Annotated in this window: 13 protein-coding genes and 1 pseudogene; 9 read left to right on the plus strand and 5 right to left on the minus strand. The window is 24.3% G+C overall.

Going from position 1 to position 15,994, the window contains the following annotated elements:
• The first annotated feature begins 44 nt into the window (after positions 1 to 44).
• The 7 genes and pseudogenes from BGI42_RS14995 to BGI42_RS15020 all read left to right on the plus strand — a co-directional run bounded on the left by BGI42_RS14995 (position 45) and on the right by BGI42_RS15020 (position 7,629).
• Positions 45 to 1,358, plus strand: coding sequence for a sensor histidine kinase (locus BGI42_RS14995; protein WP_069681143.1), 1,314 nt, complete (start codon positions 45 to 47; stop codon positions 1,356 to 1,358).
• Between the two features lie 92 nt (positions 1,359 to 1,450).
• On the plus strand, positions 1,451 to 2,176 hold the full coding sequence (locus tag BGI42_RS15000) for a LytR/AlgR family response regulator transcription factor (protein ID WP_069681144.1): 726 nt from the start codon (positions 1,451 to 1,453) through the stop codon (positions 2,174 to 2,176).
• Between the two features lie 290 nt (positions 2,177 to 2,466).
• Positions 2,467 to 2,616: a hypothetical protein gene (locus BGI42_RS16115; RefSeq protein ID WP_158523410.1), complete on the plus strand. Its 150-nt coding sequence runs from the start codon at positions 2,467 to 2,469 to the stop codon at positions 2,614 to 2,616.
• 295 nt (positions 2,617 to 2,911) lie between these two features.
• The gene (locus BGI42_RS15005; protein WP_069681145.1) at positions 2,912 to 3,280 is read left to right on the plus strand and encodes a lactococcin 972 family bacteriocin; all 369 of its coding nucleotides are present in this window, start codon (positions 2,912 to 2,914) and stop codon (positions 3,278 to 3,280) included.
• Positions 3,281 to 3,361: 81 nt separating this feature from the next.
• On the plus strand, positions 3,362 to 5,515 hold the full coding sequence (locus BGI42_RS15010) for a bacteriocin-associated integral membrane family protein (protein ID WP_069681146.1): 2,154 nt from the start codon (positions 3,362 to 3,364) through the stop codon (positions 5,513 to 5,515).
• A gap of 2 nt (positions 5,516 to 5,517) precedes the next feature.
• Positions 5,518 to 6,134, plus strand: a pseudogene (locus tag BGI42_RS15015) (putative bacteriocin export ABC transporter).
• A 61-nt stretch (positions 6,135 to 6,195) separates the two neighbouring features.
• Complete coding sequence (locus BGI42_RS15020; protein WP_069681148.1) at positions 6,196 to 7,629, plus strand: S8 family peptidase; 1,434 nt, start codon at positions 6,196 to 6,198, stop codon at positions 7,627 to 7,629.
• Between the two features lie 293 nt (positions 7,630 to 7,922).
• Here the strand turns inward: BGI42_RS15020 and BGI42_RS15025 are convergent, their stop codons facing one another.
• Both BGI42_RS15025 and BGI42_RS16440 read right to left on the minus strand, forming a co-directional pair.
• Positions 7,923 to 9,533 (minus strand): hypothetical protein, encoded by a 1,611-nt coding sequence (locus BGI42_RS15025; protein ID WP_069681149.1) that lies wholly within the window; start codon positions 9,531 to 9,533, stop codon positions 7,923 to 7,925.
• Positions 9,534 to 9,611: 78 nt separating this feature from the next.
• A complete protein-coding gene (locus BGI42_RS16440) occupies positions 9,612 to 11,669 on the minus strand; it encodes a DNA cytosine methyltransferase (protein WP_242984771.1) in 2,058 nt (685 codons plus the stop codon).
• Between the two features lie 772 nt (positions 11,670 to 12,441).
• Between BGI42_RS16440 and BGI42_RS15040 the strand changes: the two genes are divergently transcribed.
• Together BGI42_RS15040 and BGI42_RS15045 are read left to right on the plus strand one after the other, a co-directional pair.
• On the plus strand, positions 12,442 to 12,678 hold the full coding sequence (locus BGI42_RS15040; protein ID WP_069681150.1) for a DUF1659 domain-containing protein: 237 nt from the start codon (positions 12,442 to 12,444) through the stop codon (positions 12,676 to 12,678).
• Positions 12,679 to 12,718: 40 nt separating this feature from the next.
• Positions 12,719 to 12,940 (plus strand): DUF2922 domain-containing protein, encoded by a 222-nt coding sequence (locus tag BGI42_RS15045; RefSeq protein WP_069681151.1) that lies wholly within the window; start codon positions 12,719 to 12,721, stop codon positions 12,938 to 12,940.
• An 885-nt stretch (positions 12,941 to 13,825) separates the two neighbouring features.
• Here the strand turns inward: BGI42_RS15045 and BGI42_RS15050 are convergent.
• From BGI42_RS15050 to BGI42_RS15060, 3 genes are all read right to left on the minus strand, one after another.
• Positions 13,826 to 14,269 (minus strand): hypothetical protein, encoded by a 444-nt coding sequence (locus BGI42_RS15050; RefSeq protein ID WP_069681152.1) that lies wholly within the window; start codon positions 14,267 to 14,269, stop codon positions 13,826 to 13,828.
• Positions 14,270 to 14,282: 13 nt separating this feature from the next.
• Entirely contained in the window at positions 14,283 to 14,645 is a 363-nt protein-coding gene (locus BGI42_RS15055; protein WP_069681153.1) for a nucleotidyltransferase family protein, read from the minus strand.
• Positions 14,646 to 14,893: 248 nt separating this feature from the next.
• Complete coding sequence (locus BGI42_RS15060; protein WP_069681154.1) at positions 14,894 to 15,958, minus strand: replication initiation protein; 1,065 nt, start codon at positions 15,956 to 15,958, stop codon at positions 14,894 to 14,896.
• Positions 15,959 to 15,994 lie beyond the last annotated feature (36 nt).

Genomic DNA, 15,994 nt, shown 5'->3' on the forward strand with positions numbered 1-15,994 from the left:
TATTTAAACAAAATTTATATTTTAAAGACAATATAGGAGGAATTATGAATATAAAAGTAATTACTTCATTTATATCTATACTTACTTTTGTTCTTGTCACTTATAATTTAAAAATAATAGAATTTAAGAAGAAGAATTTTCTTAAAAATTTAGCTATTGTGTATTTGGTAGCAGGTATTGGGTGTTTAAATTTTGAGATGATTTCAATCCCTCTATTTTTAATAACTATGATGATTTTACTGTTCTTGGAAGATAAACAAATAATTAAAAATTTTATATCAATTTTTTTTTCTATTATAATTTTTATTCTATCAGATATAATACAAGGCACTTTTTTTATAAAAGTATTGAATCAAGATATTGATAAAATTCTAAGCAATAAAATTACACTTATCTCCATGCATTTAGTATTATTTTTTATTGCTTTTTTAATTAGTTCTCTTGTTGCTTATATCTTAAAAAAATTAAAATTTGATTTGGAAATAGTGAATTTTAAAAACAAATTTGCTGTAGTACTCTTTACACACATTGTACTAACATGCTTAATATTTTATATCAGTGCAATGATGATGAAATTTTCACATATAGATAATCTAATAGTTTGTTTGGATAGTATATTATTTTTATCTTACTTTATATCTACAATTATAATTACATATGTTTTTTATACTGATTTAAAAAAGGAAATGGAGTTTAAAAATAAAAAAATTGAATTTCAAAAATTACAAGAGTATACCTCCACTTTAGAGAGTATGTACAATGATATGAGAAAATTTAGGCATGATTATATAAATATACTATCTTCCATGACAGGATATATTGAACAAAAGGATTTAGAAGGATTAGATAAATTCTTTAATACAAAAATATTACTCTTAAATGATAATATTTCAAGGAAAAATTTTAAGCTTGATAAGCTTCAAAATATTAAGATTATCGAATTAAAAGGTTTATTATCATCAAAAGTCATTCGAGCACAGGAATTAGGTATAGATGTATTTATTGACATCATGGAGTTTATTGAATTTATAAATATGGATATTATAGATTTATGCAGATCTATGGGAATACTTTTAGATAATGCAATTGAGGCAGCGGTGCTATGTAAAGCCCCTAGTCTTAAGCTCGGTATCATAAATAATCAAAATTCTATCATAATTTTGATTATAAATTCTTGCTTGAAAGAGAATCCACCTATTTATAAGATGTTCGAAAAAGGATTTTCAACAAAAGGAATAAATAGGGGCCTTGGACTTAGTAATTTAAGAGAAATTGTAAGCAATTATAAGAATATATCTTTTGACACCAGTATTAAAAATCAGGAATTTATTCAAAATTTACAAATATTAAATAGTTAGGCATTGAAAGAAGTGTATTTTGCAAAATGGCAAGTAATGATGTTTCATTTTTGAATGTGCATTAACTTAATATTTAAGGAGGAATTAAAGACATGCTCAGCATAATGGTTTGTGAAGATGATACAGAACAGAGAACAAGAATTACAAAGTATATTGAAGACAGTATTATGATTGAAAATTTAGATATGGAAATTGTTTTATCTACAGAAAGTCCAGAAGAAACTATAGAATATTTGAAGAAAAATACAATCTCTGGTTTATACTTTTTAGATGTAGATTTAAATTCTAATATAAATGGTATAAAATTAGCAGAAATGATAAGAGAGTATGACCCAAGGGGGTTTATTGTGTTTGTAACTACCCATGCAGAAATGAGTTATCTTACTTTTATGTACAAGGTAGAAGCAATGGATTATATCATAAAAGATAATTATGAAACTGTAAAAGAAAGAATACATGAGTGTATTTTAAATGCGCATAAAAAGTATTCTTCAAAGGTAACAGAAATGCAAAAAAACTTTACCATTAAAGTAGAAGATAAAATTATAAATATTGAATATAGCAAAATTTTATTTTTTGAAACTTCAAATATTATACATAAAGTACTTATTCATGCAGTAGATAGGCAAATTGAATTTTATGCAAAGATGAAAGATATTGAATCAAAACTAGATGAGCGTTTCTACAGATGTCACAGATCTTTTTTAGTTAACAAAGATAATATAAAAGAAATAGATAGAAGTAATAGAGTAGTTCATATGATAAATGGACAAGAGTGCTTAGTTGCTACTAGATTGCTTAAAGGACTGCTGGAATAAAAAGATTTGTATGAATTATTCTCATTAACTCTAACTGACTTTGCAGCATCTTTAATATATTGAGAACCTGCTATCTTCTAAGAGCTTTATTTTCACCTTCTTTACTCTTGAATATAAAATGTTAAAGTTAACAAAAATGAAGGAATATATCCCAAATAATTAAAAAATACATTCTCAACTATATAAATCCTTAGTACAATATATAAATATATTGTACTAAGGATTTATATGATTAATAGTATAGACCAGAGTAATTTCAATTTCAATGCTATTGAAGAAATAGTTTATAAATGAAAGTTTATGAAGGATGGAAGGTAGAAAAAATAGGAAGTAAAAGATATAAAACTAAAAATACTTTATACTTTGCTGGATATGAAAAACCTAGAAAATTCTCTAATAACGAATTCCATATAAAAGTTTTTGATAACAAATTAATGTAACTTTTTAGTGTTGTAAATTTTCTATTGTAGAATTGAAACTTTTAAAAGTAAAAAATATTTTTAAATTTATAGCGATATTTTATTCTTAAATAAATATAAAAAGTTTAAACGCTAAAATTATGATAATAAACTCAAAAAAAAAATCACATATTATATAAATTTGTTAATTGATTATTAATTTCAATTTTTTTGCTTCCTAGAAGGTAGAATTATACCTGTAAACAACAATAAATATAAAAATTTAATTTAATTCTTAGTTGGAATTAAATAGGTTACATTATTAGGAGGATGAAATATGAACAACAAATTAAAAAAAGGAATAGTATCTTTATTAGCAGTGGGAGCAATTCTTGCACCAACAACATCAACTGTATTTGCTTCAGAAGCAAATAGTGGAAATGGTGGATATGAGGTTATTAGTGATAAAACACAAACTGGAGTAAAATCAAGTGAAAAGTCTGGTGGATATTGGATTAGAGGCAAAAAAAATGGTGAGGTAATATCTAAATATAAACATTATACAGAACAAGGTTATGCGTCAGTTATTAATGGAGAAGGCGATACTGATGACGGTGGTTGGCAACCAGCAGGCGAATGGAGTCCAGCTTCTGCAGAATGGACTTTCTGGGGTACTAACAAATCATTTTATAATCATAAAGCATAAACAATATAAGACAACTAGTAATATTAATAAGGAAGTATGAATTATGTTATTCATATTTCCTTATTCAATAAGGAGAATAATATGAAAAAAGTTATATGTTTATTATTTACATTTCAATTAATAGTTATATCAATATGCGGTCTAGATATTTTTAAAGATAAAGAAATGAACAATATTTTATTCCAAAACAAAACTAGTATCCTTCTTAATTTTGATTCACCTAGAGAGCATTCAAATAAATTTGGAAAGTATATACAAGATTTAGGTAAAAAAAAGCATGTTAGTATTTCAAAATATGTATTTAAAGATAAAAATAATATTGTTATTTATACATCAGATCCCAGTTTAAATGAAAAAGTAAGTTTAACTAAGGGAAGATTTCCAAATGAAAATTCTAATGAATTTATCAGTAATACTTATACAGAAGATTTAAATCAAAGTGGAACATTTCAAAGAATAGACCCTAAAACTAAAATTATAATAAAAAATATAGATATAAATAATAATTTTAGTGGTGATGGAATTTATTATATCTCTACAACCAATGAAGAGATACTTAATGATATAGTAAGTGATTTAAATGAGAATGTAGCAAGTGCTAAGATATTTGATTCAATTACTTCTTCAAATATTAAAATTGACTTAGAGGTATTAGGTACTATGGCATTAGTATCATTATGTGTTCTAGTTGCTATTGTGCAATACTCTGTTGATCAATTAAAAGAAGTTTCAATTTTATGTATAAATGGATTTAGTATAACTAAAATTTTGAGTAGTATGAGTAAAAAACTAATAAAGGTAATGATACTTGGAACTGTTATAGCATACATTATGTGCAGTATTTATTATATATCCATAAATAATTTTAATTATTTTGGATTGCTATCAATTTACTTTGGAGCTTTAGCAATTTTATATATTTTAATATCTATTTGTATATTATTTTTTGTTATCATAATACATTTAAAAAAATCAAATAAATTAAGTGTGATTAAAGGTAAAAGAGCTTATGGTATTGTTAACTTTATGCATTATAGTTTAAAAATTATTTTTGTTTTATTTTTATTATTTTCTATTAATCAATTAGTAATTAAATCAAACATATTGAATCAACAATTAGAGGGTTTATCTAATTGGGAGAAGGCACAAAATTTATATACTACAGTAGTAACTTATACTGGAGAAAATGAAATGAAGAAACATTTTGAAGTAAGTAAAAAGATGAAAGAATTTTATAAGAAAATGAGTGATTCAAAGGATGCATTTATAATTAGAGCTTCTAATTATAATAAGGAAGATGAGAGCTATAACTATGAGTTAGACTCTGAAGGTAAATCTCCAGAAACTTCACCATATGGCAAATGTATAACTATAGATGAGAATTATCTAAAATATAATTATATTGAATCTGTTGATTCATCTATAGTTAATCAAATTAATCATAATGACAATGTACTTAATATTTTGGTTCCAGAAAAACTTCAGATTTATGAACAAGAAATTAGAAAAAATTATCTTGATTACTTTTACTTTCAAAAAGTAAAAGTAGAGAACATTTATAATGAAGAATTGAATTTAGACCTGAACAAAACTATTGAGTCAAATTTAAAAGTTAATATTATTTATGTAAAAAACAATCAAAACTACTTTTCTTATAAGTCATCAATTGAACCAGAACAAAAAAATTTAGTTAATGATCCTATTGCTGTAATATATACAGATAATGTAGATAGTTCATATTGTTTCTCATATATGACTAATAGTTTTTATTTTTACTCAGATACTGAAGATCCATTCGGGGAAATATTCCCAATAATTGCCAAATATGATTTACAATCATCTTTTCAAAAGGTGGTTTCAGTATATGATAAGCACGGTAAAGAAATTCAAGAATTGCAGAAAGAACAGCGTAATCTTATAACCTTCATTGTTATTTTATTTATTTCTAACTTAATAATTACCTATAATTTGATAGCTGGTTATTATGAAAAAAATAAGTATAAATTATACATAAAAAAATTGTTTGGTTATAGTAATTTCAGAAAAAATCGTATATTTATACTTTTATTATTCTTAATTAATATAATTCCAGTAGTAATTATGACAATGATGTATGGAAGTAAAATAATTTTAACGGGAATAGTATTAATTTTAATAGAATTTTTGGTAGCATCGATTATAGATAGATTATTAGCAGCAAAATCTTTCAATAGTATTATAAAAGGAGAGCATTAATTATGATTGAGATTAAGAATGTTTCAAAATCGTTTAACAAAAGGAAAGTGATAGATAAATTTAATTTAAAAATAGCTGATGGAGATTTTATATGTATTACAGGTGAAAGTGGTAAGGGTAAAACTACTTTGCTTAATATAATAGGCTTATTAGAGCAACCAGATGAGGGAGATATAATAATTAATGATATAAAAAATCCAAATAAGAAACAAATTTTATTAATGCAAAGAAATTCATTTGGATATTTATTTCAAAATTATGCATTGATAGAAAATGAAACGGTTGAAAAGAATTTAGCTATATCTCTAGAATATCAAAAAAATTTAGATAAGCCAAAAGAGATTAACAAAGCTCTTCAATCTGTTAATCTTGAGGGATATAACAAAAAGAGAATATTTGAACTTAGTGGTGGAGAACAGCAAAGGGTTGCTTTAGCTCGTATCATTTTAAAAAAATGTCAATTTATTTTTGCAGATGAACCAACAGGTAATTTAGACAAAAAAACAGAGATATCGTATTTGACATTTTAAAAAAATTAAATGAACAAGGTAAGACTATTATTTTTGTTACACATGATCAAGAATTAGCAAAGCAAAGCAATACATTAATCAATATATAATTTTTCTATTTGTAATATTAGAACAGTGCAATAAAGAAGACAGAAAGGGATATGATTATATATGAAAAAGATAAGAAAATACAAAATATCTTATAGATTAATTACCATATTAGCATTATTTTTTATTGTGTTAAATATTAATGTTAGAACAAATGCAGCAGAAGTAAAATCAAAAAATGTAGAATTAATTATTTTATTTAATGATAATAGTATTGACAAAGATGTTGAAGATATTATAAGTGAATCAGGAGGAAAAGTATTAAATGAATTTTTAGATTTAGGTTCAGTAGAAGTTCAATGTAAAGCTGAATTAATACCTAAAATTAAAGAAAAAACTAGTGTTAAATCATTATCCTTAAATCATATCATTAAAATGGAAAGTGAGAAAAAAATAAAACCAGCACAATTTAAAAATCATTCTCACGGTATAACTGATAACTTGGATGATAAATATCAATGGGATGTCAAAAGGGTAACTAACAACGGAAAAAGTTATGATTTAGAGTCAGGAAATCATAATATTGTTGTTGGAATTATTGATTCAGGTATAGATGTAGATCATCCAGATTTAGCAGATAATTTTTTAGGTGGAGAGAATTTAGTCCCTAAGGGATTTAATAATAATGATTCTGAAACAGGAGATCCAAATGATATAGATGATAGACTAGGGCATGGAACAGAAATAGCTGGCATTATAGCTGGTAATGGTAAAATAAAAGGTGTTGCTCCAAATATAGGATTTAAAAGTTATCGTATTCTTGATGAAAATGGAGACACTAATGCAACAATAATTTCATCAGCAATAATTAAAGCAACTGATGATGGAGTTAAAGTAATTAATTTAAGTATTGGAGGATTCAAACTAAAAGGAAAATCTTATTGGACTGATCCCAAAACAGGAATTAAATATGATATGGGTAATGGCACAGCAGAATATTCTTTATATAAAAGAGCAATTGAATATGCTATTAAAAATGGAGTTACAGTAGTTTCAGCAGCAGGAAACGATGGTTTAGATTGTTCTAATAAAAAGAAATTAACTGACTATCTCAATAAAAAAAATGGGAAATATGGTTTCAAATATAGTGGAATAACATATGAAGTACCAGGTAGTATTAAAGGGATTATAAATGTTTCTGCAACTTCAAAAGATGATAAGATTGCACCATATTCAAATTATGGTAAGGATTTTATAGATATCTCAGCACCAGGAGGAGATTTATTAGACATGAGTGAAGATGATATAGAGTTATCACAAGAAAATATGTGTTTTACTACAACACTTGAAGGTGATTACATATTTGTAAATGGAACATCAATTGCAGCACCTAAGGTATCAGCTATAGCAGCTCTTATTATTTGTAAAAACAAATATATTACACCTAAATTGGTAAAAAGAAAAATATGTAGAACAGCTGATAGTTTAGGTGTAGATAGTTCAAGTAAATATTATGGACAAGGACTTGCTAATGCATATAATGCTCTGAATAATTAATATTTGGCAAAATGTCAGATTGTTCTTGCTTAATAAAGATCATATAAATGAAATGGATATAGTTCTAAAAATAGTGGAAGAGTAATCAACATAAATTTTCTGGAATTTATGCGACAACTACCTTGACAAACATCGATATTACTTCTAGATATAGAAAACATGTCTGAATATTTACCATGAATAATTGCTTTCGTTTGCAAAAGGCTAAGCACTTATTTTTTAGTACTTAGCCTTTAATTTTGATTTTTTTAAGCTTGAAAAACCATATAATTTCTTATAAGATTATAAGTTTATTAGTGTGGTTTTAAAATTATAGTATAAATTCCTTTACTTCTTCCTGAACCATTGCTTATAGTATAGTCTGTATAAATTTCAAAAGTCAATTCCCCATTTTTAAATATAAAATCTATGAAATAAGGATTCTCAAACCATCCTTTTCCAGTAAATAAACTAGCTTTTAAATCTGGATTATTTTCTATGATTTTTTTTACAACTATCTTAGCTTTTTTACTAATTTTACTCATAAATTCTTTATCTAAAATTCCATTATCGTTAATTCCATATTGTTTTGAATAAAATAATTTTATATCTTTTTCTTCAATTTTTAAATCTTCTAATATTTTTTTATTTTTTTGTAGTTTATCTTTTTCAGTATATACAAGTAGTCCTGCTATAATAAATTCTACTCCATCTATATATTTTTCAAAAGCATTCTTAAAAGTATTATTCGTTAGTTTTATTATTGTATATTTTTGTGAATCAGCTCTTTTTACTGATATTCCAGAGTTTTCAACTATATCATAATTTACGATACTAGCTAAATCCTTTTCTGTTATTTGATATTCGCATTGTAACAAATAATCTTTGCTAAGATTAGCTTTTATAATAAAATCGTCAGTTTTACATTTAACCTTTTTACCAGTAAGTTTTGATTCCTTGTTTCCCTCAACTTTTACTATATAATAACTATCTTTGTTATCTTCTAAATTACATTTTGCAGAAAGTACTTTCCAAAATTTATGTTTCTTATTTTTATTCATAAATTTTGATAAATTAAACTCTTCTTTATCACCTTCAAATGTTCCTATGTTACTGGCTTTCATAAGCATAAGCTTTTCAAAATCATCTATCATTGAACTATACTTAAACTGTATTTGCCCTCTTTTATTTTCAGTATTACCTTTTAAACTTACATTCCAAGCTTGTACTGTCAATTTTCCTACACTAAGAGTTGGTACATTTTTAGTATCTTTTGATTTAGGATTTTGAATGTTAAATGTTAAAATTTCTTGTTTTGAAATCCATACACCATTTGATGGATTTCCATGGTAAACATAGTCTACTTTACTATTGTTTTTTCCTTGAAATATAGCTCTATTCAAAATAATAGCTACATTCTTTTCTAAAAATTTCTGCAATTTTTCTCTTTTTTCTGGATAGAACTTTTTAAACTCTTTACTACCAAATCTTCCAATAATATTTCCATCTTCATCTTTTACAATTGGTGCTTGTCCATTTGTTGAACCATCTGCCCAAATAAAAAATCTTAAACAATCTTTTATTTCATTCGTTACTTCTTCTATTGAAATTTTACTCAACCATTCAATAAATTCTTCTATTTTTTCTTGGTGTACACTATTACCAGTTCCCATTTTCAGACTAATTCCAAATTCTTTTTGTTCTAAAATTATGTAAAAATCTTGTTTTAATTTATTGTTAGATTCTATCCTAGCTCCTACAATCATATTATCTGAAATTGATATTTTATTATCTACGCATATGTCTTTTATAAACTTTTTTAAATTTGAATTTAGATTTTTTAGCTTTTGTCCATTTAATGATTGTACTATTAAATTCTCATTATTAAATCCATGAGAATTTGAACCTATAACTCTTTCCCCCATAAATTATTCTCCTTTAGTTTTAATATATGATTTAAATTATATATTAAAAGCCATACCTTTAACAAGATATGGCTCAATTTATCTGCTCTTTAAAAAAACTATTAAATTTTTAGCAATTTGTTCAATCAACTTTACTACAACACTATTTCCTAATTGCTTATAAGTTTGACTATAATTAGCCTTTATTTTATAATCTTCTGGAAAACTCATTATTCTAAGACATTCTTTTTCTGTGAGTTTTCTGCCTAATGTATATATTACCGGTACATTATTGCCACCAGTACCCATTTTAGCTGTTAGACAAGGTGATATTCCAGTTGCACTAAATGATACTTTAGATGGTCTTATATTATTTGCAATTATAGGTTGATTTTCTTTGCATTTTCCTTTTTCTAAAAAAGCTGTTATATGTATTTCCATATTTTTTTTAGCAATTTCTGATACATTATAAGATGAATTTACATTTTTTTCAATAAAATCAGATATAAAAGTTGCCAGTTTTGTTTTAGCTGGAAATATATCTTTTTCTGAAAAATTGCTAAATATTCGCTTATCAACCCCAACACAATACCATCTATTTCTATTTTGTGGTATTCCATAATCTTTCGCATTAAGTACTTTCCATACTACTGAATATTCTAATTCTCCAAGTATTGATATAATAGTATTTAACGTCTTACCTTCATCATGACTAACAATACCAGCTACATTTTCGAGAATAAACGCTTTTGGTCTTTTATCCTTTAAAATTCTAGCAACTTCAAAAAATAATGTTCCCCTTGCATCTTCAAATCCTAATCTTTTTCCTGCAATAGAAAACGGTTGACAAGGAAAACCTGCACAAAGGATATCGTGATTTGGAATTTCTTCTGATTTTATTTGAATAATATCTCCTGATGGTTCTTCGCCAAAATTATTTTTATAGGTTTCTCTTGCGTATTTATCTATTTCACTAGAAAATACACACTTTCCTCCATTATTTTCTAATGCTATCCTAAAACCACCTAATCCAGCAAATAAGTCTATAAATTTAATTTTCTTGTCTATATTTTTAAAATTAATAAATTTGTCTATATGATTAAAAATTTCTCTTACAACTGGTGGACTTACAGCATTTCCTGATTGTTTATAAAGTTGAGTATCACTTATGCCTGACTTTTTAAGTTTATCAATAAACTGTTCCTCAAACCCTTGTACTCGTAGATTTTCTATAGGAGTAAATTTTCTAAGTCTTAATTCTTCCTTTTCTTTAATTAGTATCTTAGTTGAATCAGATCTTGCAAGAACTGTTGGGGAAATACCATTTACAGAATATACTCTTCTTTGCCTTTCTTGATCGTTATGAACTTCTCTTGGCAAATCAAGAATTTTAATAATTTTCATTTCTTCGTCAGTATCATTAATATTAATATTTTTTAAATATTTTTTAACTCTCTCATTATCTATAAAATACTTCTTATCAACTTTATTTTCTAAAATATCTTTTATAAAAATTCTTCTATTTATTGATTTCAAACTATCAAAAAAATTAAATCCACTGAAATCTTTTCCATTAAGTTCTTGTTTTAATTTATTAATTTTATTACTTCTATAATCTTCTTTAAATTTTTCTTTTTTAATATCTTTTATTCCTACTATATAAGTTCTATCTCTACTTTGTGGAACTCCCATTTCAGAAGAATTTATCACGGTAAAATCTACTGTATAACCAAGTTCATTTAATGTATTTAAAATTACTTTTATTGTATTGGAATTATCGTGGCTTACTAAATTTTTTACATTTTCTAAGAATACCACTTTCGGTTGTTTTTCTTTTATTATACGTGCTACATCAAAAAATAGTGTTCCTCTAGTATCAGCAAATCCATTCCTTTTTCCCGCTATACTAAACGCTTGACAAGGAAATCCTCCCATAAGAATATCATGATTAGGAATTTCTTTTGCTTCTATTTTAGTTATATCACCATTTAAATTATGATTAGAATAATTTGCAAGATAAGACTTTTGTGCAAATTTATCAATTTCAGAAGAAAAAACAACTTCGGTCTCTATATTAGAACGTTTCAACCCATCCTCAAAACCACCAATTCCAGAAAATAAAGATACTACTTTATATTTTTGTCTTTTTTCGTTCATTTTTTTCCCTCTATAAATTTATAGTAAAATTAATATTATATATAAATTCCAATGAAGTTTGTTAATTACCAGTATCATGAGGAACTTATATAAAAAAATTTATGATATATATTATTCTAATTAGATATTATTAATTAAATACATAACTTTCTATAAAAATTCTACAAAAGATTATATATGTAATAACTTAATTAGAACTTATATACTAAATCACTAAACTAAAATTATTTTTTAGTTTAAATACTAGATTATTATATATTAATCTAAATTCATAACTTTATCAACTAAATTTAATTTTCTAAACAAAAGAGAGTGTTTAATTGATATTTTTCCCTTTAATAACTTTCATTATTACTTGTATGAATATAAAATCTTAATAATTCCTTAGAAGATAAAACAATATACTTCATTTCAAAAGAAATATTCTTTGAAACAAAAAAATAATAAATTATAAAAGTAATCTTTTGAAATATTTGAACCAAAACCAAATATAGCGCGAAATTTTACTTTAGCGAAAAGTTTTTGTTGATTTTAGTGTAAAATATATGTTTTTATTGGAATTTTATACTATTTTTATATTTTAGGGGCTTAAATTTTAAAAATTATCTTCTATTGTCCGTTATTAATTTTTAATATTTATAAATTACATATATTATACGAATATTTATTAAAATATTTCATATATAATTCGTATTAAAAATTGTTTTTTCTCCATCAATTTTTTTTACTAATGCATATATATTAATATAAAAAATAAAGGAGGTATTTTTAAATGAGTAAAATTGATGACCTTATAGTTGGTTGCTCTCTTAGCATGGAAGTTCAAAATGGAACTGATAAGTTAGGTGATCCAGTTTATAAGAAAAAAACATTTTCAAATGTTAACCCAAATATAAAATCAGAAGATTTATTTGAAGTTGCTACTGCACTTGAAGATGTTATAAACGCAGATTGCAGAAATTTCTTCAAAAATAATACATTTAAATTAATGAATAATCCTGAAGAATAATTAGTTTAAATTTCAAAAAAAATAAAGGAGGGATTTTTAAATGGAATATATCTTATCATTAACTTTTTTTAATGAAATTGGTTCTAAAAGCTCATTAAATATCACTGGAGTAAGACCTGATCTTAAAGATTCAGATGTAACAAATCTAATGAATTTAATAATTGAAAAAGAATTTTTATTAACTGGTAAAGGTAAATTAGTTAAAATTGATTCTGCTAAATTAACTCAAAGAGAAATAAAGAAATTCCATGTTGCTGCTTAATTTAAATCTAAAAAAAAGGCTGTATCAGATTGAGTAAAAAACTCTAATTTGATATGGCCTATTTTTCTATTGAAGAACAAAATTACTACACTTTGATAATCTCTAATCATTGATTCATCTTCAAATATAATTGTATCAATTAAGCCATTAAGGTGTTTTTTTAGAACTTTAAAATCATTTTTTAATTAAAAATTGATAATTAAAAAGCTTAAAGTTTTCATTTAAAATTCTAAATGTTTTCTGAAAATATATCTAAAATTTCACTAATATATTTATAGTTATAGCTTTAGCACTTTCATATTTAAAAATTCTATATGATAATTTTTATTAGCTCTTAACTTTCCACTCTACCATATCAGCTTTTTACTCTATTATCTCAACTAATATTTAATTAAACCTAGATTTTATCAGCCTTTTAAGCTTTAAATATTCTATAACTCCCTAAACTAAAAAAAGAATTACTAAATTATTAGTAGTCCTTTTTAATATTATAAATTTATACAATAACTTAATATCACAATTTAATATTAAATATTAATATTAGATATTTATTTTTAATTTTTATTTTTGATATTTATTTTTGATTTTTGTTTTTTGTATTTATTCTTGATATTTATTTTTCATACTTGTTTTTTGTATTTATTTTCGATATTTATTCTTGATATTTATATTTATATATAGTTTAAAGTTTAATATTATCTCTTTTGTGTCCTAATTAATATTTTGCTTTTTAAATTAGAATTTTAATATAAATATATAAAAAATAAACCTAAAAATATATTTCACTATGAAAATGTAATAGTAATGTAAAAAAATATTAATTAGTTTAATCCAGGTCATATCAAGCTTTTATTTAATCTTTCATGTGCCATACATCCATAAAAATTAATTCTTATGTTCAATTATATATTCTAATTCTGATATTACTATATGAATATCCTCTCTATAGCATTTTATAAAATCTAATAAATCTGCCATGGAAGGCTGTTTATATCTATGACAGGCTGAATTTCTATATTTAGTTAATATAAGAAAGAATTCCTTTTTTATATTTAAAAAATAACCATTTTCCACGCATTTATCAAATATCTCTTTATTACCACTTAAACTATTAACAGATATATTAGAACATTTTAATAAAGATGCAGCTGCATCAAATATAGATTCTCTTAATTGAACAATACTCATTCTTAAACTATTTTCAAATATAACTTTTATCTTCTTATCACTTTTATCATATTCTATTAAGGTATTATCTATATCACCAATGCTTTCTCTAATATTGGATAATACTCTTTTTAATTTTCCATAATTTATATGCTTAGTCATAATTTCTTCTCCCTCACATTAGTTTCAGTAAATCTTCTGCCTGATCTTGAATATCTGTTATATTGTCATCAAACCATATGCAAAATTCATCTGACAGCTCACCAATCCACTGGCCTGCAAGAATTTCATTTAATATTAATATTTTATTCTTATTTGGTATTACTAAGTCCACAGCTCTTCCTATCTTTTCTTCCAATTCATATTCTAAAAGAACTCGTTCCTTCTCAGTTACATTTTTACAAAACCATCCTATATCTATATCAGAATCCTCATCAAAGAATTCTGTATTATAACTTCCAAATATATAAATAGCTTCTGTTTTATCCTTAGGAATAGTATCTAGTATGATTTTTTCAATTTCTTTTTTTTCTAACATAAATACCTGAATACCTCCATCTGTAACTTAGTTCATGTAATTTAATATTAGTCTATAGTATTATAACACAAAGCTCTAATATTTTTATTACATTAAAGCTGTAAATCTAAATATTGTCTCATCCCTATGTCACAGTGCAATTACTTTATAATTCTTAAGCTTTATAATTCTTAAGGCACAATGAAAAATTGAATTTTCACTAAATATGTAGTCTATTTTTATGCCCTAAGCTTCCCTATGCTGTAACCTTATTTATGCCAACCAAGCAACTTTTTCTCTAAATCCTCATAATCATATTCCCTAGGTTCAAAATTATTAAATCTTAATTTTTTAACATTATCTATCTTATTATCCTTAGGATTTTTATCTAAATTTTCAAGTATTCCCTTTAAATACTTAACTGGAGCTGTTATTTTTTGTTGTTTTGCTTTATTACATAATATAGTAATTGCATTATCAATATTCTCATTTCCATATTCTTCTTTAAGTCTATTTATTGTTGAAATGGCTATCTTTATTTTAGATTCCTTTAATCTCTCACTAATAAGGTTTATTTCTTCAAAAGTTACATCCTGTATTTCTTCTATTTCTTGTACTAACACATTAGTTGCTGCTGTATCATCAAAATTATAATGCCTAGGCTCATTATCAGTAAAATTAAATTCTATTGCAGTTGTCTTATTTCCAACTTTTATAGGTGTAAAACTAATTTCCATATTAAATTTTTTATTTATTTCCTCCATTGATGGATCTAAAACTCTTTTTCTAAAATCCTTATAAGTATTATATCTACCCTCAAGAGATAATAATTCTTTTAATTTGTATAAACCTATACGTAATGTGTTCTTATTTCCACTCCATTTTCGTAAATATTCATAAATTCTTGTGGCATAAAAGCTTTTACTGTTTAATTTTAAATTTAATGGTGTATATCCTGTTTTTAATTCATCATAATTCAAAATTAAATTAACTATTTCCTTATCAACTGTTATCTTATACGTCATATTAGTTTTATCAAACACTGTACTATTTATTAATCCTACAGAAATTATTAAATCTTTATATGTCCAAGTTATAGTTTTTTCTCTAAAGTTATTATTTAAATAATTTTGTACTTTTTCTGGTGCAGAAATATTAACATCATTTATAATTTTTTTTATTTCCTCTAAAGAAACAATAGCCATGAATTCATTATTAGCTTTTTGTATTTGTAAATCACATAATATCTTATTAAAAACATTAAAATCTCTTATATTTGAATTTCCAAAAACTCCTTCAATAATAGGATTTGGCTTAAATAATATCATTTCCATAAAATCACTCCATTTATTAATTATGCTTACATATTT

The sequence above is a fragment of the Clostridium taeniosporum genome (assembly GCF_001735765.2).
In the GTDB taxonomy this organism is placed as follows: Bacteria; Bacillota; Clostridia; order Clostridiales; family Clostridiaceae; genus Clostridium; species Clostridium taeniosporum.

Excerpts from the sequence above, each read along its gene's own strand:
- BGI42_RS16115 (WP_158523410.1), top strand. The coding sequence starts at position 2,467 with ATGAAAGTTTATGAAGGATGGAAGGTAGAAAAAATAGGAAGTAAAAGA.
- BGI42_RS15040 (WP_069681150.1), top strand. The coding sequence starts at position 12,442 with ATGAGTAAAATTGATGACCTTATAGTTGGTTGCTCTCTTAGCATGGAA.
- BGI42_RS14995 (WP_069681143.1), top strand. The coding sequence starts at position 45 with ATGAATATAAAAGTAATTACTTCATTTATATCTATACTTACTTTTGTT.
- BGI42_RS16440 (WP_242984771.1), bottom strand. The coding sequence starts at position 11,669 with ATGAACGAAAAAAGACAAAAATATAAAGTAGTATCTTTATTTTCTGGA.
- BGI42_RS15025 (WP_069681149.1), bottom strand. The coding sequence starts at position 9,533 with ATGGGGGAAAGAGTTATAGGTTCAAATTCTCATGGATTTAATAATGAG.
- BGI42_RS15005 (WP_069681145.1), top strand. The coding sequence starts at position 2,912 with ATGAACAACAAATTAAAAAAAGGAATAGTATCTTTATTAGCAGTGGGA.
- BGI42_RS15045 (WP_069681151.1), top strand. The coding sequence starts at position 12,719 with ATGGAATATATCTTATCATTAACTTTTTTTAATGAAATTGGTTCTAAA.
- BGI42_RS15010 (WP_069681146.1), top strand. The coding sequence starts at position 3,362 with ATGAAAAAAGTTATATGTTTATTATTTACATTTCAATTAATAGTTATA.
- BGI42_RS15020 (WP_069681148.1), top strand. The coding sequence starts at position 6,196 with ATGAAAAAGATAAGAAAATACAAAATATCTTATAGATTAATTACCATA.
- BGI42_RS15050 (WP_069681152.1), bottom strand. The coding sequence starts at position 14,269 with ATGACTAAGCATATAAATTATGGAAAATTAAAAAGAGTATTATCCAAT.
- BGI42_RS15055 (WP_069681153.1), bottom strand. The coding sequence starts at position 14,645 with ATGTTAGAAAAAAAAGAAATTGAAAAAATCATACTAGATACTATTCCT.
- BGI42_RS15000 (WP_069681144.1), top strand. The coding sequence starts at position 1,451 with ATGCTCAGCATAATGGTTTGTGAAGATGATACAGAACAGAGAACAAGA.
- BGI42_RS15060 (WP_069681154.1), bottom strand. The coding sequence starts at position 15,958 with ATGGAAATGATATTATTTAAGCCAAATCCTATTATTGAAGGAGTTTTT.